Source organism: Hyphomicrobium sp. (assembly GCF_019753045.1).
Classification (GTDB): Bacteria; Pseudomonadota; Alphaproteobacteria; order Rhizobiales; family Hyphomicrobiaceae; genus Hyphomicrobium_B.
The window spans coordinates 236,830-258,857 of sequence record NZ_JAIELN010000002.1 but is presented as its reverse complement, the minus strand read 5'-3'; the positions used below and the strand labels follow the sequence as shown (position 1 = coordinate 258,857).

The following is a 22,028-nucleotide window of genomic DNA, read 5'->3' as shown; positions in this document are numbered from 1 at the left end:
GGTAGCCTCTCGTTTGGATCTCGTGCGCACTCAGCAATAGTGACGACAGTAACGATGGCCGAGCCGGGTCAGGATCTCGTAGGAGATCGTTCCGGCATCGGCCGCCAGCGTATCCAGTGTCTGGTGCGAACCGATGATCTCGACGAGGCTGCCGGGCGTGACGCGCATCCATTCGAGCTTCTCGATCCGAAAAGTCCTCGCGTCGCGGCGGCGACAGAGCACCGCGAGACAAGCGACTATGAAGGTCGGCACGAGGCAGAAAAGCTGAAGCAACCGATCACACCATTCAGCGAGCTGCGCCGATCCCGAGGCAGTTCCCTTAGACTTTGATCTTCCAGAAGCGTTCGATGAGAGCATCGAAGGTGGGGGGGATCGAGCAATCTGACGACGCTGATCTTCCATTTTATGCTCCCACCGCCGTTCGAACCATCGGCCTAACTGTCAATGCCAGCCGTAACGTTGAGGTACGCGGCGCAAGAATGTCTGCAATCGCTCCGTGTCTTGATGCGCTACGTTGAACCGGAACCAAATACGATCCGGCGGCGAGACATGGAAGAAGTTTCCCGGCGCCAATATCAAACCCTCCTTCAAAGCGTCCTCGGCAATGTGCCGCGCATCGCAAGTCTTGGTCGGCGCCACCGGCCAGCCTGCGCTGAGGAACATCCCGCCGTCAGGAACTGCAAGAAGACAAAGGCCCGCCTCTTCCAAGACCGAGCGGTAGGCCTCGCGGGCTTGTGTCATGCGAGTGGAGATGCGCTCGACGGACCGCCGATGGTTCGGATCGGACAAGACCTCCAGGACGATGCGCTCACTCACTTCCGACGTGGTGAGACCTGTCACCATCTTGGTGCGCAAAATGTCCTCGACCATATTCCTGTTGCAGGCGACGTATCCAGACCGAAGCGATGGTGCGATCGTTTTCGAATAGCCATTCACAGAGATGACGCGCGACAACCCATCCATTGCAGCCAGACACGGGTCAAAATCCGTTCCGAACCTGCGGCAGATATCATCTTCGATGATGAGAAAGTGGAACCGTTCTGCTAAGGCCAGCAGCCGATACGCGTCTGTTGGCCGTAATGTCGTGCCTAGCGGGTTGTGCAACACCGTCGTCACAAACATGGCCTTTGGCCGATGCATCTGTGCAAGCTGAGCCGCCGCATCGAGATCCAAGCCGTCTTGTCCGCGGGCGACGGGCAACAGCTTGCAGCCGTGTCGAGCAATCAAACCATTCAGATTAGAATATCCCGGGCTTTCCACGAGCACCGCGTCGCCGGGCTGCAAACAGGTCCGGACAACCAGATCCAGCGCATGCGTGACGCCATGCGTGAGCACGATCTGGTCTGGGGTGATTGTGAGTGAGCGTTCGCTTAGTTCGCGAGCGATATGTTGGCGCAGACGATGGTAGCCAGCGGGATGCCCGTAACTTACAAGTTGTTCGGGTTTTGATCGGGCGACGCGCCTGATAGCGTTGCTGATGACCGTTCGATCGGAATACCAGTCAGAAGGAAGCCATCCGCATCCGGGTGAAGCAAGCAGCCGGCCATGTGCGAAGACATCTGATGATAGCCAGAAGTCGCTGATGCTGCTTGCTTCCGCTCGGGCTTCCTCCGGAACCAGCGACACCAAGCTTCCGCGTTGAGGGACGAAGTATCCCGCCCCTCGTCGCGCCGAAACCACGTGACGTGCCGTCAGAAGATCGTATGCGCCGGCCACCGTAAAAGCACTTACGCCAAGTTGCTCGGCGAGCTTGCGCACCGAAGGTAGCTTTGACCCCGGCGTCAAATGCCCGTTGGCTACGGCCTCGCTTAGCTTGCTCGCGATCTGCTCGACCAGCCCCACGCCACTCGATCGGTCGATTTCAACGGCAAACTGTCGTGACGCCGGGCCGGATCTCGACTTAGCGTATCTCTCGGGGCTCTCAGCCATACCGCCATCCAATCCGTCTAGGGATTCGAACCTGTACACTGCGACATGCATTGCAATACAGTTTATTGCAATTGTGATGAGTGTATCGGTAAAGTGTATTGGTCGCAACGCCCGTCGCCGCTAAAAGGGGAGCAGGTTTCATCGCCGTCATTAGAGCGGCCTTTACTTACAAAAAGCGCGAAAAAACAAGAGGTAGGCCCCGATGCTCGTTGGTGTTCCCAAGGAAATTAAGGTGCGGGAGTACCGCGTGGGCCTCATACCTGCGAACGTGCGCGAACTGACGGAACGCGGCCACACGGTCCTCGTTGAAGCTGGCGCGGGAGCCGGCATCGGCGCGACCGATGTTCATTATGAAGCCGCCGGAGCAACCATCGTCCAGACCGCAGCCGAAGTCTTCGCCAAGGCTGAATTGATCGTGAAGGTGAAAGAGCCCCAAGCTATCGAACGCAAGCAACTCCGGCCCGGCCAAATCCTATTCACCTACCTCCATCTCGCGCCGGATCCCGATCAAGCGAACGATCTCATCGACAGTGGCGCAACATGCATTGCGTATGAGACCGTAACCTCCCAGCATGGCACGCTCCCGTTGCTCGCTCCCATGTCGGAGGTGGCAGGCCGCTTGTCGATCCAGGCCGGAGCGTACTTTCTTGAGAAGGCGCATGGAGGTCTTGGCACCCTTCTCGGCGGTGTTCCCGGCGTTGACCCGGCGAAGGTCGTCGTTATCGGTGGCGGCGTGGTTGGAACGCACGCGATCCATATCGCGCTAGGCATGGCAGCAGAGGTCTGGTGCCTCGACCGCAATGTGGATGTGCTTCGAAACCTCTGGAAACAATTCGGCCGCCCGCTGAATACGGTATTCTCGACTCGGGATGCTATCGAGCACCATTGCACCACCGCTGACTTGGTGATCGGCGGTGTACTGTTGCCAGGTGCGGCCGCACCGAAGCTCATCTCCCGCGAAATCGTGCGCCGCATGAAACCCGGCTCCGTCATCGTCGACGTGGCGATAGATCAGGGCGGCTGTTGTGAAACATCTCGTCCCACAACGCACGACGAACCCACCTATGTGGTCGACGATGTGATCCACTATTGTGTGGCCAATATGCCCGGCGCCGTACCACGCACATCTGCGCACGCCCTGAACAATGCCACGCTGCCGTTCGTCCTTGCGTTGGCCAATCATGGCGTCGACGCCTTGAAACGCGATCCGCATTTCTTGAACGGCCTCAACGTCCACAAGGGCGTTGTGACCAACGATGCGGTGGCATCCGCTCTCAACCGTACATACGTCGAGCCACACAAGGCACTCGCCAGTTAATCCTCGTGGAGTGATCCCATGAATGTCCAGCTTCACAATTCGGGCGTGTCAGAAGGCTTGCGGCACTATTGGCTGCCCTTCACTGCAAACCGTTATTTCAAGCGCCATCCCAAGATCATCGCGTCGGCCAAAGGCGCCTATTTCACCATGGAGGACGGACGTCGTCTGTTCGACTGCCTGTCGGGCCTCTGGTGCTGCCCGCTCGGGCACGGCCATCCGCATATCGCCGAGGTCTTGAAGCGCCAAGCCGAGACGCTCGACTATGCGACCGCCTTCCAGATCAGCAACCCGGTCACGTTGAGCTTTGCCGCACGCGTTGCGGCGATGGCGCCGAAAGGGCTCGATCAGGTATTCTTTACCAACTCTGGTTCCGAGTCGGTCGATACTGCCATCAAGTTGGCGATCGCCTATCATCGCGCGCGCGGCGAAGGCCAGCGTTTCCGCATCATAGGCCGCGAGCGTGGCTATCATGGCGTCGGTATGGGCGGCATCTCCGTGGGCGGCATGGTGGCCAACCGGAAAGCGTTCGCACCGATTATGATGCCTGGCGTCGATCACCTGCCGGATACCTACAGCCGTGAGCACATGGCATTCTCGCGTGGACAACCCACTTGGGGGGCCCATCGCGCGAACGATCTGGAACGCCTCGTGGCACTCCATGACGCCTCGACCATCGCCGCCGTCATCGTCGAGCCGCTACAGGGATCGGCCGGCGTCATTGTGCCGCCGGTTGGCTATCTGCAGCGTCTGCGCGATATCTGCAGCCGACACGGAATCCTCTTGATCTTCGATGAGGTCATCACCGGGTTCGGCCGTCTCGGCACCAACTTCGGGGCCGAGCGTGTCGGCGTCAGGCCAGATCTGTTGACGTTCGCCAAGGGCGTGACCAATGGCACCGTTCCCATGGGGGGCGTAATTGCCTCGCAGGAGATCTACGAGACGTTCATGACCGGGCCCGAGGAGAGTGTCGAATTCTTCCATGGCTACACATACTCCGGTCATCCGCTGGCCGCCGCCGTAGGGCATGCGACGCTGGACATCATGGAGAAGGAAGGGCTCATAGTCCGTGCCCGCGCGCTCGAGCCCGCTCTCGAAAATGGCATCCATGCGCTGAGAGGCACGACGGGTATCCTCGACATCCGCAACTTCGGTTTAGCCGCCGCAATTGACCTGGAGCCTTTCGAAGGACGTCCGGGGCTGCGTGCCTTGCGCGTCTTCGAGCGCGCGCTCGACAATGGCCTGCTGGTTCGTTTCACCGGCGACACCATCGCTGTCGGTCCGCCCTTCATCTCGACCAAGCAGGAACTCGCGTCCATGTGCGAAACACTCGGCAACGTGATCCGCAGTGTTACTAGCCCGGATGCCTGATATCGTAATGGGAAACGGAAAAATGACCATTCTCGAAAGCGCTCCCCCATCGCATGGGCAAGCCGACGGTACTTACGTCGTCACTCATTACATCAACGGGACCCGAATCCGCTCGCGCTCGGGTCGTACGGCTGAAGTCTTCAATCCGGCGTTGGGTGCTCCCGCCGGCATTGTCCACCTCGCCGATACTGAAGAGATCAATGCTGCGGTCGCCGCTGCCAAAGCCGCGTTTCCCGCCTGGTCTCAGGAGCCTCCGCTGACCCGGGCTCGGGTGCTGTTCCGTTTCCTCGCTCTTCTGCAGTCGCATCGGACCGAGATTGCCAAGCATATCGTCCGTGAGCACGGCAAGGTCTTGTCGGATGCGCTCGGCGAGGTGGCGCGCGCTATCGATGTCGTCGAGTTCGCAACCGGCATTCCCGAGCTTCTGAAGGGCGAGTATACCGAGCAGATATCGCGCGGCATGGACGCATGGTCGATCCGCCAGCCGCTCGGCGTCTGCGTCGGGATCACACCGTTCAACTTCCCGGCGATGGTTCCCATGTGGATGATCCCGATCGCCATCGCGACGGGCAACACTTTCGTGCTCAAGCCCTCCGAGCGCGATCCCTCGCCGAGCCTCGTCATCGCCGATCTTCTCAAGGAGGCGGGCCTGCCCGACGGCGTCTTCAATGTCGTGCAGGGCGACAAGGTTGCGGTCGATGCGCTGCTGAGGCATCCCGACGTCGAGGCGATCAGCTTCGTCGGCTCGACGCCGATCGCCGAATATATCTATGCCACTGGCACCGCGCACGGAAAGCGCGTGCAGGCACTGGGCGGGGCCAAGAACCACATGGTCATCATGCCGGACGCCGACCTCGATCAATGCTGTGATGCCCTGATCGGCGCGGCCTACGGCTCGGCCGGCGAGCGCTGCATGGCGATCTCGGTCGCTGTTGCTGTTGGTAACGTTGGCGACGCGCTTGTCGAGAAGCTCGCCCCGCGGGTGAGAGCCATTAGGGTGACAGAAGGCAATGCAGCGGATGCAGAGATGGGCCCCGTTGTCACAGCTGCTGCGCAACAGCGTATCGAAAGGCTGATCGCCAAGGGCGTGGAAGAGAATGCGGCTTTGCTTGTCGATGGCCGCGGCTTTACGGTTGAACGTTTCGAGACCGGCTTCTTCTGTGGTGGGACATTGTTCGACCACGTGACGCCGGACATGATCATCTACAAGGAGGAGATCTTCGGCCCGGTGCTGTGCGTCGTCCGCGCTCCGGACTTGAAGGCCGCGATCGAGATCATCGACGGCAACGAGTACGGCAATGGTGTTGCCATCTATACGCGCGACGGCGGCGTCGCCCGTGAGTTCGCGCGCACCATCAACGTCGGCATGGTCGGCATCAACGTGCCGCTGCCGGTACCAATGGCCTTCAATTCATTTGGCGGGTGGAAGCGCAGCCTGTTCGGCGATCAGCACATCTACGGGCCTGAGGGGGTTCGCTTCTACACGCGGCACAAGGCTGTGATGCAGCGCTGGCCCAACGCCATTGGAAAAGGCCCCGAGTTCGCATTCCCAACAGTGAAATGACGAGTTCCGCAAACACCCACCTTGGACACCCGCAAGGGATTGGCCTATTAAGGTCTCAAGAAATTCGATCAAAGGATGCTCGGCTCGACGAATGGATTAGGCATGACGTCGTCGCTGTGGCGAGTGCCGCCTGATGCGCGTGGGAGAACCGCCTTTGACGATGAGCCGCGCACATCCCCCAATCGCTGGAAACGCTTTTCCGACTGGGATGAGCGGTTCTTAAGACTTGACAAATTTGCCACCGAAGTGGCCGATCATGGGTTCGTGGCGTTCGCCCATCCCAATGATCCTAAACCTGCCGTGTCATTCGCGAACGGTCGCGTCGAATCGATGGACGCCGTCGCGGTGCGCGATTTCGCTCATGCGACGGGCCTCAGAAACCATACATGATGAACTTCACGGCGCGTGCTCGACCATTGGCCACTCTACTGTGCGTGTTGGCACTTTTGGCCAGCATGGTATCGCTGGCAATTGGTACGTCGTTGGCCAAGCACCTCTTCGCAGTGGTGGGTGCCGAAGGCACGACCGTTCTTCGCGTTGGTTTCGCGGCAATCATACTGTTGGCGCTGTACCGTCCCTGGACTAAACCACTCGACCGCGGCCGCGGCGTCCTCATCGCGGTATATGGCACGACGCTTGGTTTTATGAACTTCTTATTCTATTGCGCGTTACGCACTATTCCACTCGGCCTGGCAGTTGCGATCGAATTCATCGGCCCCCTCGCCGTCGCCCTTCTCGCATCTCGCCGTGCCCAGGACTTTGTTTGGATCGGCTTCGCTGTGTTGGGTTTGGCCCTTCTGATGCCAATTTCTGGTCCGACGTCAAAATTGGACCCGGTCGGTATTGCCTTCGCACTCGGGGCAGGCGTCTGTTGGGCACTATACATCGTCACAGGTCAACGCGTGGGGAAGGCGAACGGCGGTCAAGCCGTTGCGCTCGGTATGGTCGTGGCGGCGCTGGTTGTGGCACCATTTGGCGCAATCAATGCGAGCGTGGCGCTGGACGATAAGAGGCTGCTACTGCAGTCTGTCGGCGTCGCCATCCTATCAAGCGCGCTCCCTTACTCTCTGGAAATGGTTGCCTTGCGTGACCTGCCGCGTCAGACGTTCGGGGTGCTTCTAAGCCTTGAACCGGTCATTTGCGCACTCGCGGGCCTTGCGTTTCTGGACGAGCATCTGACCGTGCAGCAATGGACCGCTATTGCATGCGTCATCACCGCTTCCGCAGGCAGCATGGCGTCTTTAGCGCGGGCAACGAAATCCAATTCGCCGAATGTCACACTGGCGCCATGAACAGTCGACGTAAACAATTCAATTCCCTCAGATTAAAGTGTTTACTCTCATGACGCGCACTAGTTCTCTCCGCGCTCAGCACCACGCGACGCGGGCATGCTTTCTTATACCAGGCTTGGCTATTGCCTCTTGGGCACCTCTGGTTCCTTTGGCCAAGCAGCGTGCGGGATTGGATGATGCCAGTTTGGGGCTGACCCTTTTGTGCCTAGGCTGCGGTTCGCTCGTTGCCATGCCCATGGCAGGAGCATTGTCGGAACGACTGGGCTGCCGAACCGTGCTTACGGTCGCGTCTCTGGTGATCTGCTTGACGCTTCCGATGCTATCTTGGGTCCAATCTCCTTGGCTATTGGGCGCGATGCTTTACCACCTGCGCGCGTTGCACATCGGGTTGGTAGTGAAAGCTATCCGCTGGATTATACGCGGGACATCCTCGCTAAAATTGCTTTTCGGCCACCCTCTCGAGTGTAGCCGTCAATGATAGATCGGACGTCATTCAATCCCGGAGATGCGTGCCGCAACGACACCGTGCGCCGCCAACGTTCGCTGGTCATTTGACTTTGTGCCGGACGCCTTCGCCGATGAGCGCGATCACGGTGATATCGACACCGCTGACGTTACTCATGCCGAATGGCTGCACAAAAACTAGGGAGTGTGTGGCCGCGAGACACCCGATGGGGGCAACCCCACACTGCAGGCACTTAAATCGAGCGCCACAATCTCGAAAATGACGCCGCAAACGGTCCACGCCAAAGCATGGCATTGATGTTTATTGCACGGATTCCAACGCACCCGCTGCCAACCCATGCGCTAATCGCATGGCGTGAACTTATGTCACTGTTCTTGCGAACGAAATGTTCGTCGCCCGATCGCTCCCAATTCCGTTTTCAAGGGCCAACGAAACGCTTCATGGCCTGCACTAAGGCTGAAAAGCTTTGAGGGAACGTCGATTTCCGAGCGAGAAGCGCAATGGAAGTCGATGCGGAGTTTGGTCGCCCCACGGGAGATATTCGCCTTAGAATACGTGAACAACAGCACCGTTAGAGCCATCGGTTCGACTACCGTTCCTAGATTTCACATCCCTCGACTGCTCATTCAGTCGGCGCTTCAAAATGGGCTCCGCGGAATGGTCGAGAGCTTGGCATATTTGCGCGTAATTCCATTTTCAATTCAGGACAGAACGGTTTCTCGTTAGAAACTAATTCAAATATTCGCGTCGGGAGGCGAATTCTCACACAAAAAATTATTCTTACATACGGTCTTACATTTTCAATTTTCGAGCCGTTTTTATTTCTTTAAATCAATCACTTGACGCGGAAGTGCTAATGTTAGTCCCCCAGCCAGCGACCAAGCTATTGATATAGCTGTATATTATTTGATTTCTGCGAGCGGAATTTCGTCGCAAAATCCGCGCCTTGTCAATGGGCATTTGGCTCTCGCGCAACTGGCCGCGTCTCTGGGAGATGGTTTTCGGGCTTCCGGGCCTATTTATCTCTGTCGGCATTTTTCGGCCGGTCAGACTCGCATGGTCTTGAGGCGCTTTCGGGCGCGCTACCGCGTCTCGAACCCGAGGACTGCGCGCTGGAGCTGCCAGTCGTGCGGAAGGTCTCTGCACAAAGAGAGAGGACGCGCCGGTGTCAGCTCCGGTGGATGGTGACCTGATACGAATGCGCGGACGATGTCCGGCGCGAGGTAGGTCACGCGCATGTGGGCCGACAAATAGTCTCGTTTGATGCCGAGCCGCTGCGCCATCGCTTCGATGGTCGCGTCGCGGCCAGTCATCAGAGCCTCACGTGTTGCGTATGCGGCGCGCATTAAAGTAACTATTTGTCCGTCAGGCTTTTCGGCAATGCCGCCGCCGACCACCAACCGGATTCCCTTTCCTGCACGGCGCAGTTTGGCTTCGATAGGCAGTGCGAATGTATCGGGTTCGCTCATCGCTGGCAGACTGGAGGTATTGCCAAGCAGGACAGATGCGATCTCCGTTCGCTTCAGTGACGTGATGATCTCATCATCATGGATCTCGACAGTATCGATAACCGATCGGATAAGCTCTCGTACCTTGATGGACGACAGGCTCGTCATGCTTTCGGCAAGTTGCATTGTCTTCGAAAGAGCGGACCGAAGCTTCGAGGCCTCGAGTTCGAAGCAGGACAATGCTGCTCCAACCTCCTGCTCCGAGGCAAAGAATGCGCGGAGCCGATCAAGGACCAAAGTCTCGATGTCGCCCGCAGGAATGCGCCAGCCCTTCGCATGGTCCGAACGTGTGCCTGTGATCAGCGAGGTCGAGACATAGTACCGAAAGCGGCGGTCCTTCTTGACAGCATGGGTCGGCGTCATCCGCTGTCCTTCACCGTCCACGATCAATCCCGCAAGCAGGCTGGGCCCCTCGGCAGCAGCGCCGAGCGCCCGGGCCTGCCGGTTACCAGACAGCCTCTCTTGAACGACTTCCCAGAGCTCAACGTCGATAATCCCCCCGTGCTGGCCCGGATAGATGTTGCCCTGGTGCGCGATCTCGCCCCGATAAAGTCGGTTCTGGAGCAGCGTATAGAGGGCCCCGCGAGAGAAGCGGTTTCCACCTGCCAGGACCCCGCCTGCGCCCTCGCGGCGTTTGCTGACGACGCCAAGCCGATCCAGTTCCTGTCCAAGCGCCCTGACCGATCCGAGTTCCGCATAGCGCCGAAAGATCAAGCGCACAGTCTCAGCCTCGACCTGGTTCACGATCAGCTTGCGATCCTTGACGTCGTATCCGAGCGGGACGTTTCCGCCCATCCACATGCCCTTGGCCTTGGATGCCGCAATCTTGTCGCGAATGCGCTCGCCGGCAATCTCACGTTCGAACTGTGCAAACGAGAGCAGCATGTTGAGCGTGAGGCGCCCCATAGAGGTTGTGGTGTTGAACTGCTGCGTCACCGAGACGAACGACGCACCATGCGCGTCGAACACGTCTACAATCTTAGCAAAGTCGGCGAGCGATCGTGTCAGCCGGTCGACCTTGTAAACGACCACGATTTGGACGTTGCCGCCCTTTATATCGGCCAGCAGCCGTTGAAGCGCCGGTCGCTCCATCGTGCCACCCGAAAGCCTTCCGTCGTCATACAGGTCTGGAAGCGCCGCCCACCCGGCATGCTTTTGACTCTGGATAAATGCAGCACAGGCCTCCCGCTGAGCATCGAGGGAGTTGAACTCCTTTTCAAGCCCCTCATCCGAGGACTTGCGGGTATAGATCGCGCAATTCAGTCGTCTCATTTGGTGCGTCTTTCCAGACCGAAGAAGCGCGGACCGGACCAGTGTGCGCCAGTGATTTCCCGCGCGACGACCGACAGTGACCTGTAACGCTTGCCGCACCACTCGACGCCGTCCGCGTGGACAAGGACAGTATGCGTCTGGCCGTTCCATTCGCGGACGAGCCGTGTGCCGACCTTCACACTTATGCGAATAGCCTTTACGCAAGGTGCTTTTGGGTCGGCGTCTAACAATGCCCCGGAGGTTGCGCCGGATAGTTTGCGCACGATGGACTTGGACAGGCCGCCGAACGCTCTCTCCTGGATCTTGTAGGTGATGCCGCGGAGCAGAAGATCGCGGGAGAGGCTCTTCGGCGGCTGCATTCCTTGCAGCCGCCGCCACTCGCCACGCAGCTCGAAGTTGGTGAGAGCTTCGAGCCGCGACAGCTCGGCCGCGATGTCGAGTGAGGTGCTCTTCACGTCAGCTGCCGCGCTTGGTCTCAATGCGGTAACGGCGAAGTTCACCTTCTGCCTTCTTCGAGGTCAGCGTGAAGCCGAGCTTCTTTTTGACCGTCCCGGCGAGAAAGCCACGGACGCTGTGTTGCTGCCAGTCCGTTGCTTCCATCATTTCCGGAATGGTTGCGCCTTCGCGCCGAGTAAGGAGCGTCAGGACGCGATCGTGCTTTGTGATGCGCACCGAGTGCGGTTCATCGCCGGCATCGGCCTTACTTGCGGCAGGCGATGCTGGCGGCTGCTTGGCAACTGATTTTGCTTTGACTGCTTTATTCCGCGATGCGGCTTTCTTGGTCTGTGCGGGGTAGGCAGTTTCTACAGTGGTCATGTTTGGTTCCAGGGTTTAAGGAAACGCTCCTATCGGCGCTCCCACCACCCGAAGCCCCGCGTTGCGCGAGGCGAGCCCAGCAAAACCGGCGCTCAGCTAAACGTCGGCGCCCGTCGCACCACCACCAATGCGTCCTTTACGGCAGAAGTCGAGGCCTGTTTTCGCTGCAAAACCTGGAGCCCGGACACTATCGTCAATGCATTACTCGCTGAGATTTGTGATCCTGTCGGTCCCATTTTAAATGCGATGCCAATTGCCTTTGGCAGCCGCTTTGAAAGTGCCCGCTCGGGTTCGAATCCTGCATGCTCGGTGCGGTCCGACGGCCTTTGCTCTTGGTGATATTCGACGTGATTTTATTGAGGGTCTGCCAGTCTATCCGAAGCACGGCTCCGTCATGACTGGAGAGGATAGCGTAACGGGCGGATAGATCAGTTCTTTGGATAGAGGGTATTTATGAGGATAGAGGGTATTTATGACCCAGCTCTTTAAGCAGGCCCTTGCGAAACTCTTCCACTGTCCGTGCAGGAGAGATCGGGGTGAGGGAGCGCACGATACGCTCCCCCTCTCCCCTGCCGGCTATTCCAGCTCGAGTTTGGGACGGAGTTTGGCAAGGATCGGCCCCAGCACGAAGGCGCCTATGAGCAGAGCGAGGATAGTGACCGCGAGCGGATCGCTGCCGCCGACGAGGGTCTTGAGATTTTGCAGAACGAGACCGAAGAACGCGGCAAGAGTAAGGAATCCGAGGCCGGGCGCGATAGCCCCCCTCCAGATCCCCACCGTGTGCTCACGGTGACGAGCGAAGAACACGACGACTGCAAGGCTGGCCAGGGTGTAGAGCAACACCACGCCGACAGCTGAGAATCCCCCGAGCCAAGTATAGAACTGATTGATCGGATCGAGGTTAGTAGCAGCCCCGAGGATCACGAGCGCAGCCACCACAATGGAGGTTGCGATCGAGGCCCGGTGGGGAGAGTAGTGACGACTATGGGCCACGCCCAGGCTCTTGGGGAACACATTCCGCTCCGAAAGCACGAACACATACCGGGAGACGATGTTATGGAACGACAGGATGCAGGCAAAGAGGCTGGTGACAAAGAGCACTTGGATGGCCTGGAAACCAATGGGGCCAAGATAGCGGTGGGTCGCGTCGGAGAGCATTGTGCCGCTGTTCTCAGTGGCGATTTTCACCGCATTCTGATCGCCGACGGCGGTGATCAGCGCCCATGACGAGACCGCGTAAAACACGGTGATGAGAATGAGTGAGCTATAGGTGGCGCGTTTGATGGTGCGCTCTGGATCGCGGGCCTCGTCGCGAAAAACAGCCGTTGCCTCGAAACCGAGGAAACTCAGGATAGCAAAGAGAATTCCCACTCCCGGAGCGCCGGAAAACACCTGATCGTATGAGATAATGCCAGTGGACAGTCCGCTATCGCCACCTCGGGCTATCACCACGGCGTCGAATACGAGGCAAATGGCGACCTCCGCCAGAAGACCGACCGCCAAGACCTTCCCAGATAGCTCGATGTTACGGTAGCCGAAATACGTGACGACGGCGAAAACACCAAACGCGTAAACCCACCACGGGGCACTTGGGAAGCCCCAGCTTTGCAGCAAATTGTCGATCCCGGGGCCAATCAGACCGTAGCAGCCGGTTTCGACGGCAATGTAGGATAATAGGGCGACAAGGCCTGCGCTGAGACCGATGCTGCGCCCGAGCCCCTTATCGATGTAGGCGTAGAAGGCACCTGCGGTCCGCACATACGGGGTCATCGCCGTAAAGCCAATTGCGAACAACAGCAGCGCGATTCCGGTAACGATATAGGTAGCGGGAAACCCCGTGCCGTTACCGGTCCCGATGCCGACGATCACAGTGCCTCCGAGCACGCCGAGCGGTGAAGCCGCGGCAGTGACCATGAACACGATCTGCCAGACGCCGAGGTTCCCCCGTAGCCGAGTGGTGCCGGTGGAGCGAACCGGAACATCTGCAATCGGCGACAGCTCAAGGCTCACGTCCGAGACCATGATGGTTTCCTTCATACGTCGAAGCTGGGATAAGAGAGCAACTCGGAGCGGGCCGATTACGGCTGCGCCCCAACGCTGCGTTCTGATATGCAGCGCCGGAATCTCTCTTCTGTCTAATATATATATGAGATATGCATTTGATTTTCCTTGATCGGAATAGGCCGCAGGCTCACCCATCCGACCATTCCTAACTGAGTTCTCTAATTGCGATTGCAAAAGGCATTGGCTTCATAGACGTGGCTCCTATTACGTCTGCGAGCTTGATGGGAAATGCACTTCCAAATGAGGGCGAGGAGCGACGCGCCAAGGTCAAAATCGTCGGGCTTCCGGAACACCTAGGATTGAGCAGCTTGCCGCCCGGCATCGGGCCGAATGACTTCTCCAAACGGACCCGTGTTGACGTTGAGAGGCCCCGGTTGTTTAGCACGACCAAGGGGCAAGAGCGGAAAGACCAGTTCAGCGAAGCGATAAGCCTCTTCGAGATGTGGGTATCCAGAGAGGATGAAACTGTCGATCCCGAGTGCGGCATATTCCTTTATGCGTTTTGCAACTGTCTCGGGATCGCCGACGAGCGCCGTTCCCGCTCCGCCGCGCGCGAGACCGACACCAGCCCAAAGATCGGGACTGATTTCGAGTTTGTCGCGATGGCCTCCATGCAGCGCTGTCATGCGCTTTTGACCCACTGAATCCATGCGGGCAAAGATTTTCTGAGCCGCCGCGATCGTGTCGTCGTCCAGATGCGAGATGAGTTTTTCAGCCGCTTTCCATGCTGCCTCGCGTGTTTCGCGGACGATGACATGGAGACGAATGCCAAAGCTTAAGTTGCGTCCCTCCTTCGCCGCGGCTTCCCGAACCACGGAGATCTTCTCGGCAACGTCGCCGGGAGGCTCGCCCCACGTTAGAAACTTATCGATGGACTGAGCCGCAACGCCGATACCCGCAGGGGACGAACCGCCAAAGTAAAGTGGCACCGACGGCTGCTGCACCGGCAGATATTGGAGTCGACCGTCTTCCAACTCGATGTAGCGGCCTTTGAAGGTGACATTCTCTCCCGCAAGCAGCGAGCGGTAAACGCCAAGAAATTCCCGGGTCAACTCGTAGCGCTCGGCATGATTATAGAAGAGGCCCTCGCCTTTGTTCTCGACGGGATCGCCGCCCGTAACGACGTTAACGAGGAGCCGCCCGCTCGACAACCGATCGAGGGTCGCCGTCATTCGCGCCGCTACCGTTGGCGATTGAAGCCCAGGTCGAAGTGCGACGAGATATCTGAGAGTCGTTGTCTGCGGTGCAAGCGCTGCCGCGACAATCCATGAGTCATCACAGGTTCGCCCCGTTGGCAGCAGGACGCCATAGAAGCCGAGCGCATCTGCCGCTTGCGCCACCTGCTTTAGATAGTTGAGATCGGTCTCACGACCCCCGAAGGAAGTCCCTAGGTAGCGGCCGTCGCCAAACGTTGGCAGAAACCAAAGGATATTGAGGTTGGTCGACGGCACGACATCGCTCATTAGTACACCCTGGAAATCTCAGAAAAGAGAGTTGAGAAGCGAACGTTCTGAATTTCCGGATGTCTTAAGTCCAAGAAGAATTTCGAAAATGCTTATGATCGCTTCGTGCTCAGACCATCCATTCCCCCACATTCGCCTTTGTAACCAGTTACCCCCTGCGGGAAGACTGATCGCGATCAGAAAAAAACCGAGAGTGAATATCTATAGAAGAAACAATTATTTTCCATGCTGGAGAAACTCATCTACCAGCCATTCGTGGGCGCACAGCGATCATCGTTGTTCGCTCACCGCAGTTTACTTCCTGCGCCGTCTCACCTCATTGCCACGGTCGGCCTTGAGAAGTTCCAGCAGCAAACCGCCCCTCGATGAGCACATCGCCTTCGCCCTCAGTCGCAATCATCGGCGGGGGCCTATCCGGCGCCGCCGTTGCCTACCATTTGGCCGAATATAAAACTGAAGCGAAAATCACGGTGTTCGAGCCGCGTCCGACGGTCGGGGCTGGTCTTGCCTATGGAACCACCAATCCTGCCCATCGGATCAACGTGCCGGCCGCGAAAATGAGTCTCATCCCGGGCCAGGATGAGCACTTCACGAACTGGATTTCTCGGACTGATGCCGTGGCAGACGATGCGGAAGCGCTCGCGGAGGACGGCCAGCTTTACGTCCGCAGGATGCTTTTCGGTAAATACGTCTATGAGCACCTCAAGCCACGCATAGTGTCCGGTGACATCACGCACATTGAGGAATTCGTTCATACGATCGAAAGATCAGGTGGGCGGTGGAGGATAACAACGGCGGAAGGCTTGATATTTTTCGCCGATATCGTGGTTCTCGCCACGACGCATCCGCCACCGCAACTGCCGCATACACTCGCCCAGGCGCTCAAAGACGATCGCCGTCTCATTGCCGATTCGACGAACGCGTCATTTGAGGAAATTGACCACCAAGCTCGTGTCACGATCATTGGCTCAGGCCTGACTATGGCCGATGTGGTCGCGTCGCTGGACAGAAAAGGTCATCAAGGCACAGTAACCGCGATCTCGCGGCACGGGTTGCTTTCACGCGGCCACACGCGCCAACCGTTTCAGCCGTTCGGTGAGTTCGTCCGCGATCCATCACTCTCAGCAGTCGAACTTCTTCGGAAGGTCCGTTCAACGATTGAAGAGGCCGCAGCGCTCGGAGTTCCGTGGCAGGCTGTCATTGATGCGGTACGGGCCCAAGCGGGGACCTTCTGGCCGACGATGTCCCTTAAAGAACGGAGTCGGATCGTCCGGCATCTGAGATCCTATTGGGACGTTCACCGCTTTCGCGTCGCGCCTCAGGTTGAGCACGTTATCAATCGAAGGCGTGCGGCGGGCACCTTTACGCTGCACGCCGCCTCCATCAGCGGCGCCGAGCCCCGGGAGGATCATATCCTCTTGCATCTTTATTCACGAGGATCGATGCGGCCCCTAAGGCACGAAACCGATTACGTCATCATCACTACGGGGCCGGCCCACAATCGCGTCGTCGAGGGAGAACCCCATCTCGCCTCTCTTGCTGCATCGGGGTTGATCCAAGGCGACAGCCTCGGTCTCGGAATTCTATGTAACCAGCAAGGACGAGCGATCGCGCAAAACGGCCAAGCGATCGCGTCTCTTCTCATCGTCGGTCCTTTGGCACGCGGCACGTTCGGCGAACTCATGGGCCTACCGCAGGTGACGAACTATGCAAAATTTATAGCCGATGAGGTCCAGCACGAACTTGCCGAACCGCGACGTTCGAGCGAGCAACGACCCGAACCCACCGCCAAAGCGCAATAGAGAAAGCCAGGAGCAGCCGTGACTCAGCGCATTATCGACGTGCGGAGCAGACCCGCATTCTTGCACGACTTTTATGGTGCGCGGCGCGGAACTCCTGAATTCGAGACCGCCAAGTGGCTCAATCGCCGCGTCGGCTCAAAGGACGACGAGCACTTTGTCCGATCCCACACTCTCGAAGGCTTTCAGCGGGACATCCGCAATGCCAACATCACGACGGCGGTCGTGATCGGACGCGATACGCCGGCAATTCAGAACACAAACGATGACATTGCAAAGCTCGTGGCTGGCCGCGGCGAGCTTATCGGGGTCGGCTCGGTCGATCCCGACCGCCTGGGCGCTGACGGCGCCGTCCAAGAAGCGGAGAGGGCCGTGCATTCCCTTGGTCTCAAAGCGATCAATCTCGAACCCGGTTTCGGAACACCGGCTCGTCACTTCGACGACCGTTTGTTGTTTCCCGTGTATGAAGCGCTGCAGGGGTGGGGAATTCCAGTCTTTCTGATGTCGGGACCGACGACGCCTGACTTGAACTTTAATAATCCGGCGGCGATCGGCCGTGTCGCACGTGCCTTCCCGGACCTCTCGATCGTCGTCCATCATGGGGCATGGCCCAATGTCCTCGACATCATTGGCGTCGCCTTCCGCTATGCAAATGTCTCTGTCGTCCCCGATATGTATATCTTTCTGCCGGGGGGTAGTTTCTACGTCGAAGCCGCGAACGGATTTATGCGCGAGCAATTATTGTTCGGCTCGTCATTCCCGTTCCGGGACATGGCGCAATCGGTCCAAGATTACCAACGATTGGGCTTCAACGACGCGGTTCTGGAATCGATTATGTTCGGCAACGCCAATCGCCTATTGAAGCTTGGCCTATAGCTGGACGCCGGTACGTTGCCGGCCTGCTGTCAGACGACCCTGGCACTTGGCTCCCAAGGGTTTGATTGTGCAAACCCTTGAGAGTTGCCGACACGCCCCGGCTCTAAGGTAGTGTCACGCCGGCAGTAAAAAGAAACCGAGAATCCGCGAGCCGCTGGTATTCCGCAAGTGAGGCAGGAGCATCGACGCTCGTATCCCAATAGCGGAAGTCGAGGAAAAATTTGTCGACAGCAACCTTTAAACCCGCATTCCAATAGGCATAAGCGTCATCGCCGACGAATGGCCCCGAGCCATTGCCAAAATACTTGGACGACCAGCTCGTTGCGTACCCGATTTGGGCAGTCAGCGACGGAGCAAACTCGCGATAATGGGGAAGCTCGTAAGCAACTGACCCTTCCACAGTGGCCGTTTGCGGGATTGCCAAGTCCTGGTCCGGAGTGAAGTAGCCGGTCAAGCCGAACGTCCAGTTCTTAATCGGAGAGGTCGATGCGGAAGCTTTGAGCTCGACATAGTCCAGATCGCCCTTGGTCAGTCCCCCTGGGTTCGTGCGCGCGCCATAAGTGTACCAGAGAACTGCGAGGTCAAAGTTGACAGGTCCGACGACCGGCCTGATGCCAGCGTAAACGTCAACTTCCCAGGGGCCCGTTGCCTGAAAGCCTTCCGCCGCGAGTTCCCGCGAGCCAATATTCGATCCCCAAATTCCGAGGTAGCCGATGCCATAGGTGAATTCGATATAGGGCTGGAAGGCGGGCTTTTCGTCCGTCAGTGAGATGCCGCGAAAGAGATAGTCGCTCGCGCCGGATATAGTAATCGAATAACCGAACTTGTTTTCATCCGCTACTGCTGCCGTCGAAAGCGCAATAGATGTGAATGCGCCGAAAGCAAGCGCGCGGGATGATCTTACAAAAGCCCCCATAGTATTTTCTCCCATATTCCATATTGGCAAAGGCCACTCATGGCACATGGGGCATAGATCACAAGCGAGCGTAATTCATGCAATGATAATATGCTTATTAATCAAGCTATTGGGTTGGCGTGTACCAATTTTGCCTCTGAATATGGATGCTATGACGGAATGCTTTAGCGGGGGCGATGACGAAACAGAAAATGGCAACTAAATGAGATGAAATTGCACGTAATAGCGGACAGCAAATTCTGCTATCGTGTCACCTTAATAATCAAAGCAATTGGTTGCCAATTTACGCTCGAACCCCGGCTCTTCGGAATGTCGATAATTCGATGGCGTGCGCGGCCTCGTCCGCCGCTTGCTCAATTCGGTCTTTCACGGCACCATTGATCAGAACGCCATCTTCGAAGTCATCTGCGATCGCGTAAATCGTCGTCGGCAATGTCCTGGCGCGAAAGAACGCAAACAACGGCCGGATATGATGTTCCAGCACGAGCGCATGATGATGCGTACCCCCGGTCGCTGTCAGGAGCACCGGCTTTCCGATAAGAGCATGCGGATCGAAAAGATCGAAGAAATGCTTAAAAATGCCAGTGTAGGATGCCTTGAAGATCGGAGAGCCGACGATCAGGAGATCGGACTGCTCGACGGCGGAAAAGAGCAAGCGAATCTCCGGCTCCGCCGCCTTGATGTCCCGCAGCGACACGATAGCTTGCCCCACTTCAGCCAGATCGATTGTCGTCAACTCGACCGGTCGACGATCGCCGACAGCGACGGCCACTGCGTCGGTGAGCGCCCGCGTCTTCGACGGCGATTGCCAGCTTCCGGATACGGAAACAAGCTTTACCGGCGCCGCAGACGAAGCCGCGGTCGATTTATCGGTCCAATGTTTCATCTTGCGCTTCTTTCCCGATCAGCTGCGTCAGGCGCGATGATTTTCGTTCTCATGCTTGAGCACGTCGATCACGGCATGACCAAAGACCGTCGGCTCTTCAAGGAAGTCGAGGAACCCGCAGAGGACGAGGTCGACGCCAGCCGCTTCCAATGCCCGTATCTGCTCGATCAAACGCTCAGGCGTTCCGATGAGCCCGGTCTTGAATCCGTCATTGGGTTGCACAAGATGGGCGAGGCTTGAGTTAGCCCACATGCCAACGCGATCTTTTGTTGATGATCCTGCACCTTGAGCATGCTCACGGAATGATTGCACCGACGCGGAATCGGCGCGCGCGATGATTTCGTCGAGAACACCGACCGCTTCGCTCTCCGTGTCGCGTAAAATCACGAAGGCATTGACCGCAAACTTCGGCTTGCGGCCGAGCGGCTCGGCAAGCTTGCGAACTTCCGCGATCTGCGCGGTGATCCCGTCGATGGTGTCGCCGTTCATGAAGTACCAATCTGCCCGGCGCGCAGCAAGATTGCGGGCGGCGAGAGAATTACCGCCCTGGAAGACGTCGATCGGATGCTGTGGCTTGGGTTTGAATGTCAACTCGCGAATGCGGAAGAAATCGCCAGAGAAGGAATAGGGCTCGCCCGAAGTGAGGCCGCGCAAAACACTTATGAATTCGTCTGAGCGGCGATAGCGCTCGTCGTGATCAAGCCATGTCTCGCCAAGGCGGACGAATTCATCCTTGAACCACCCGCTCACGACGTTGATGTGAAAGCGGCCTTGAGACAGCAGCGACAGCGTCGCCGCGAACTTAGCTACCATCGCTGGGTGCCAAAGCCCGGGATGCAGCGCCGCAATGACGTTTAGCCGCCTGGTCGCGGAAACAAGAGCTGAACTCGCCGCGAGCGCGTCGTACATGTCAGGGCTCGACCCTGCTGTCGAGACGAACCGAGCCGCGACAAGAGTATAGTCGAATCCTGCTTCTTCCGCCCGTCGCGCAACATCGAGTTGAAAAGCCAAATCGGGATCGGCCTTCTGCGGGATGCTGCTGAACAGCACGCTGCCGAGGTTGGTATTCCAGTAGGCAAACTGCATGATTATCTCTGTTCTGGTGCTCGGCGATCAGAGCACGCGCGCCAGTTCGCCAAGCTCCCACGGATCGACTCGTTCGTGGAACGAGGGATCGTCGAAGCCCGGTATGGCGCGTCTCGCTTTTCTGATTTCGTGGCGTTTGACGGTCGTGAATATCTTTACGAACTCGGGTCCGAGCGCCTCGACAAGAATGGTGTCGGCTTCGAGCGCTTTGAGCGCAGGCTCAAGCGCCGTGGGCAGCGACACAAAGCGCGTTTCTTCGTCGCCAGCCACCCGCGGAGGCGGTGGAGTCAGCGCTCGGCGAATGCCGTCGAGCCCAGCCGCCAAAATAGCCGCGGCCGCAACATATGGGTTGGATGCACCCGCGCCGATCCGGTTCTCAATGTGGATATCCGGGCCGCCAGCTGCTTTCACCCGTAGCGCAACGGTGCGATTGCTTGTTGCCCAATCAGCCTCAAATGGTGCGAAGGAATGTGCCCTGAATCGCTTGCTGCAATTGATGGTGGGAGCCAGGAGCGCAGAAAGCGCCGGTGCGTGGTGAATCTGGCCGGCAAGGAAGTGGCGCCCAATAGCTGAGAAATGATCGGGCGCAGCGGAATCCGCAAAAGCATTGGCCCCATCGCGCCAGAGAGAGACGTTGTAATGAAGGCCATTGGCGCTTCGGGCGATCGCGGGTTTGGTGATAAAGCTCGCGAGCCTGCCGGATGCTGCCGCGATCTCCTTTGCGATGTTCTTGAATGTAAAAGCCTGGTCGGCAGCGAGAAGACCACGGCGTGGCGCGAAATTCACTTCAAACTGGCTTGGGCCATACTCCAGATTTGCGGTTGTAACCTCGATGCCCAGCGCTTCAAGTGCCTCCGCGATCGCGTAGATAAGTGGTCTGTCACCGGCATCAAATGTCGCAAACTGTCGGACCGTTTCGCTCGCGGGCGCGAGTGATATGGGATCAAGAAGATAGAATTCGTACTCGAAGCCGCTCAGGACTTCGAATCCGAGGGCCGCGGCATCATTAAAGAGCTTTCGCGCGACTGTGCGCGACGCACCGTTCACGATTTCACCCGTTGCCGCGTGATAGGCGTCGGCGATAAAGCGCGCCGTTCCGTTGGAGTTCGGTAGGACGGCAAAGGTCTGAAGGTCCGGCACGAGGGTGATATCGGGATAACCCCGCTCCTCAAGATAGCCGGTGCCTTCAACCGCCTCGCACTGAACATCGAGTGCGAGAGGTGGGAGAGGAAAGTTCAGTCCGCGTTCAATGAGGCTCCTGAGCCGCTTTGCTGGAACGACTTTCGAGCGTGCGATGCCGTGAAGATCGGGGACTTCGACACGCAAAAACCTGACGCCCTGCGCCTCGACGTCCTTTTCTATCTCATCAAAGGCCGATTTCGTTGCGACCTGGATATTCATGGGG

The 22,028-nt window shown here is 58.1% G+C and carries 17 protein-coding genes and 1 pseudogene; 7 read left to right on the top strand and 11 right to left on the bottom strand.

The features are described from left to right. Positions 1-30: 30 nt before the first annotated feature. Both K2Q04_RS01675 and K2Q04_RS01670 read right to left on the bottom strand, forming a co-directional pair. Positions 31-162: pseudogene (locus K2Q04_RS01675) on the bottom strand (alanine racemase C-terminal domain-containing protein); the annotation flags it as partial. Between the two features lie 279 nt (positions 163-441). Then, a complete protein-coding gene (locus K2Q04_RS01670) occupies positions 442-1,929 on the bottom strand; it encodes a PLP-dependent aminotransferase family protein (protein WP_291158392.1) in 1,488 nt (495 codons plus the stop codon). Between the two features lie 202 nt (positions 1,930-2,131). Here K2Q04_RS01670 and ald point away from each other — a divergent pair, with 202 nt between their 5' ends. From ald to K2Q04_RS01645, 5 genes are all read left to right on the top strand, one after another. Further along, positions 2,132-3,247: an alanine dehydrogenase gene (gene ald / locus K2Q04_RS01665; protein WP_291158389.1), complete on the top strand. Its 1,116-nt coding sequence runs from the start codon at positions 2,132-2,134 to the stop codon at positions 3,245-3,247. An 18-nt stretch (positions 3,248-3,265) separates the two neighbouring features. Continuing rightward, positions 3,266-4,615: an aspartate aminotransferase family protein gene (locus K2Q04_RS01660; RefSeq protein WP_291158386.1), complete on the top strand. Its 1,350-nt coding sequence runs from the start codon at positions 3,266-3,268 to the stop codon at positions 4,613-4,615. Positions 4,616-4,637: 22 nt separating this feature from the next. Then, positions 4,638-6,179: a CoA-acylating methylmalonate-semialdehyde dehydrogenase gene (locus tag K2Q04_RS01655; protein WP_291158383.1), complete on the top strand. Its 1,542-nt coding sequence runs from the start codon at positions 4,638-4,640 to the stop codon at positions 6,177-6,179. Positions 6,180-6,281: 102 nt separating this feature from the next. Next, positions 6,282-6,569: a propanediol/glycerol family dehydratase large subunit gene (locus tag K2Q04_RS01650; RefSeq protein WP_291158379.1), complete on the top strand. Its 288-nt coding sequence runs from the start codon at positions 6,282-6,284 to the stop codon at positions 6,567-6,569. Next, the gene (locus tag K2Q04_RS01645; protein ID WP_291158376.1) at positions 6,566-7,471 is read left to right on the top strand and encodes an EamA family transporter; all 906 of its coding nucleotides are present in this window, start codon (positions 6,566-6,568) and stop codon (positions 7,469-7,471) included. Before K2Q04_RS01650 ends, K2Q04_RS01645 begins: the two co-directional genes overlap by 4 nt. Positions 7,472-9,019: 1,548 nt before the next feature. Here the strand turns inward: K2Q04_RS01645 and K2Q04_RS01640 are convergent. The 5 genes from K2Q04_RS01640 to ssuD all read right to left on the bottom strand — a co-directional run bounded on the left by K2Q04_RS01640 (position 9,020) and on the right by ssuD (position 15,060). Beyond that, the gene (locus K2Q04_RS01640) at positions 9,020-10,717 is read right to left on the bottom strand and encodes a recombinase family protein (RefSeq protein ID WP_291158373.1); all 1,698 of its coding nucleotides are present in this window, start codon (positions 10,715-10,717) and stop codon (positions 9,020-9,022) included. Further along, complete coding sequence (locus K2Q04_RS01635; RefSeq protein ID WP_291158370.1) at positions 10,714-11,172, bottom strand: DUF2924 domain-containing protein; 459 nt, start codon at positions 11,170-11,172, stop codon at positions 10,714-10,716. Before K2Q04_RS01635 ends, K2Q04_RS01640 begins: the two co-directional genes overlap by 4 nt. 1 nt (position 11,173) lies before the next feature. Then, on the bottom strand, positions 11,174-11,533 hold the full coding sequence (locus K2Q04_RS01630; RefSeq protein WP_291158367.1) for a DUF3489 domain-containing protein: 360 nt from the start codon (positions 11,531-11,533) through the stop codon (positions 11,174-11,176). A gap of 576 nt (positions 11,534-12,109) precedes the next feature. Further along, entirely contained in the window at positions 12,110-13,570 is a 1,461-nt protein-coding gene (locus K2Q04_RS01625; protein ID WP_291158364.1) for an APC family permease, read from the bottom strand. Positions 13,571-13,890: 320 nt separating this feature from the next. Next, positions 13,891-15,060 carry an FMNH2-dependent alkanesulfonate monooxygenase gene (gene ssuD, locus K2Q04_RS01620; RefSeq protein WP_291158362.1) on the bottom strand — a complete coding sequence of 390 codons (1,170 nt, stop codon included), beginning with the start codon at positions 15,058-15,060 and terminating at the stop codon, positions 13,891-13,893. Between the two features lie 365 nt (positions 15,061-15,425). Between ssuD and K2Q04_RS01615 the strand changes: the two genes are divergently transcribed. Further along, complete coding sequence (locus K2Q04_RS01615; RefSeq protein WP_291158359.1) at positions 15,426-16,862, top strand: FAD-dependent oxidoreductase; 1,437 nt, start codon at positions 15,426-15,428, stop codon at positions 16,860-16,862. 18 nt (positions 16,863-16,880) lie between these two features. Further along, positions 16,881-17,735 carry an amidohydrolase family protein gene (locus K2Q04_RS01610; protein ID WP_291158356.1) on the top strand — a complete coding sequence of 285 codons (855 nt, stop codon included), beginning with the start codon at positions 16,881-16,883 and terminating at the stop codon, positions 17,733-17,735. 103 nt (positions 17,736-17,838) lie between these two features. Here K2Q04_RS01610 and K2Q04_RS01605 read toward each other — a convergent pair whose 3' ends face one another. The 4 genes from K2Q04_RS01605 to K2Q04_RS01590 form a co-directional block, all read right to left on the bottom strand. Then, on the bottom strand, positions 17,839-18,651 hold the full coding sequence (locus K2Q04_RS01605) for a TorF family putative porin (protein ID WP_291158353.1): 813 nt from the start codon (positions 18,649-18,651) through the stop codon (positions 17,839-17,841). Between the two features lie 283 nt (positions 18,652-18,934). Next, positions 18,935-19,537: an NAD(P)H-dependent oxidoreductase gene (locus tag K2Q04_RS01600; protein ID WP_291158322.1), complete on the bottom strand. Its 603-nt coding sequence runs from the start codon at positions 19,535-19,537 to the stop codon at positions 18,935-18,937. A 27-nt stretch (positions 19,538-19,564) separates the two neighbouring features. Further along, positions 19,565-20,623: a dimethylsulfone monooxygenase SfnG gene (gene sfnG, locus K2Q04_RS01595; RefSeq protein WP_291158319.1), complete on the bottom strand. Its 1,059-nt coding sequence runs from the start codon at positions 20,621-20,623 to the stop codon at positions 19,565-19,567. A 27-nt stretch (positions 20,624-20,650) separates the two neighbouring features. Continuing rightward, positions 20,651-22,024, bottom strand: coding sequence for a glutamine synthetase family protein (locus K2Q04_RS01590; RefSeq protein ID WP_291158316.1), 1,374 nt, complete (start codon positions 22,022-22,024; stop codon positions 20,651-20,653). Between the last annotated feature and the right edge of the window lie 4 nt (positions 22,025-22,028).

Bases quoted from the DNA above. Each gene is read 5' to 3' on its own strand.
- K2Q04_RS01670 (WP_291158392.1), bottom strand. From the start codon at position 1,929: ATGGCTGAGAGCCCCGAGAGATACGCTAAGTCGAGATCCGGCCCGGCG.
- ald (WP_291158389.1), top strand. From the start codon at position 2,132: ATGCTCGTTGGTGTTCCCAAGGAAATTAAGGTGCGGGAGTACCGCGTG.
- K2Q04_RS01660 (WP_291158386.1), top strand. From the start codon at position 3,266: ATGAATGTCCAGCTTCACAATTCGGGCGTGTCAGAAGGCTTGCGGCAC.
- K2Q04_RS01655 (WP_291158383.1), top strand. From the start codon at position 4,638: ATGACCATTCTCGAAAGCGCTCCCCCATCGCATGGGCAAGCCGACGGT.
- K2Q04_RS01650 (WP_291158379.1), top strand. From the start codon at position 6,282: ATGACGTCGTCGCTGTGGCGAGTGCCGCCTGATGCGCGTGGGAGAACC.
- K2Q04_RS01645 (WP_291158376.1), top strand. From the start codon at position 6,566: ATGATGAACTTCACGGCGCGTGCTCGACCATTGGCCACTCTACTGTGC.
- K2Q04_RS01640 (WP_291158373.1), bottom strand. From the start codon at position 10,717: ATGAGACGACTGAATTGCGCGATCTATACCCGCAAGTCCTCGGATGAG.
- K2Q04_RS01630 (WP_291158367.1), bottom strand. From the start codon at position 11,533: ATGACCACTGTAGAAACTGCCTACCCCGCACAGACCAAGAAAGCCGCA.
- K2Q04_RS01625 (WP_291158364.1), bottom strand. From the start codon at position 13,570: ATGAAGGAAACCATCATGGTCTCGGACGTGAGCCTTGAGCTGTCGCCG.
- ssuD (WP_291158362.1), bottom strand. From the start codon at position 15,060: ATGAGCGATGTCGTGCCGTCGACCAACCTCAATATCCTTTGGTTTCTG.
- K2Q04_RS01615 (WP_291158359.1), top strand. From the start codon at position 15,426: ATGAGCACATCGCCTTCGCCCTCAGTCGCAATCATCGGCGGGGGCCTA.
- K2Q04_RS01605 (WP_291158353.1), bottom strand. From the start codon at position 18,651: ATGGGGGCTTTTGTAAGATCATCCCGCGCGCTTGCTTTCGGCGCATTC.
- K2Q04_RS01600 (WP_291158322.1), bottom strand. From the start codon at position 19,537: ATGAAACATTGGACCGATAAATCGACCGCGGCTTCGTCTGCGGCGCCG.
- sfnG (WP_291158319.1), bottom strand. From the start codon at position 20,623: ATGCAGTTTGCCTACTGGAATACCAACCTCGGCAGCGTGCTGTTCAGC.
- K2Q04_RS01590 (WP_291158316.1), bottom strand. From the start codon at position 22,024: ATGAATATCCAGGTCGCAACGAAATCGGCCTTTGATGAGATAGAAAAG.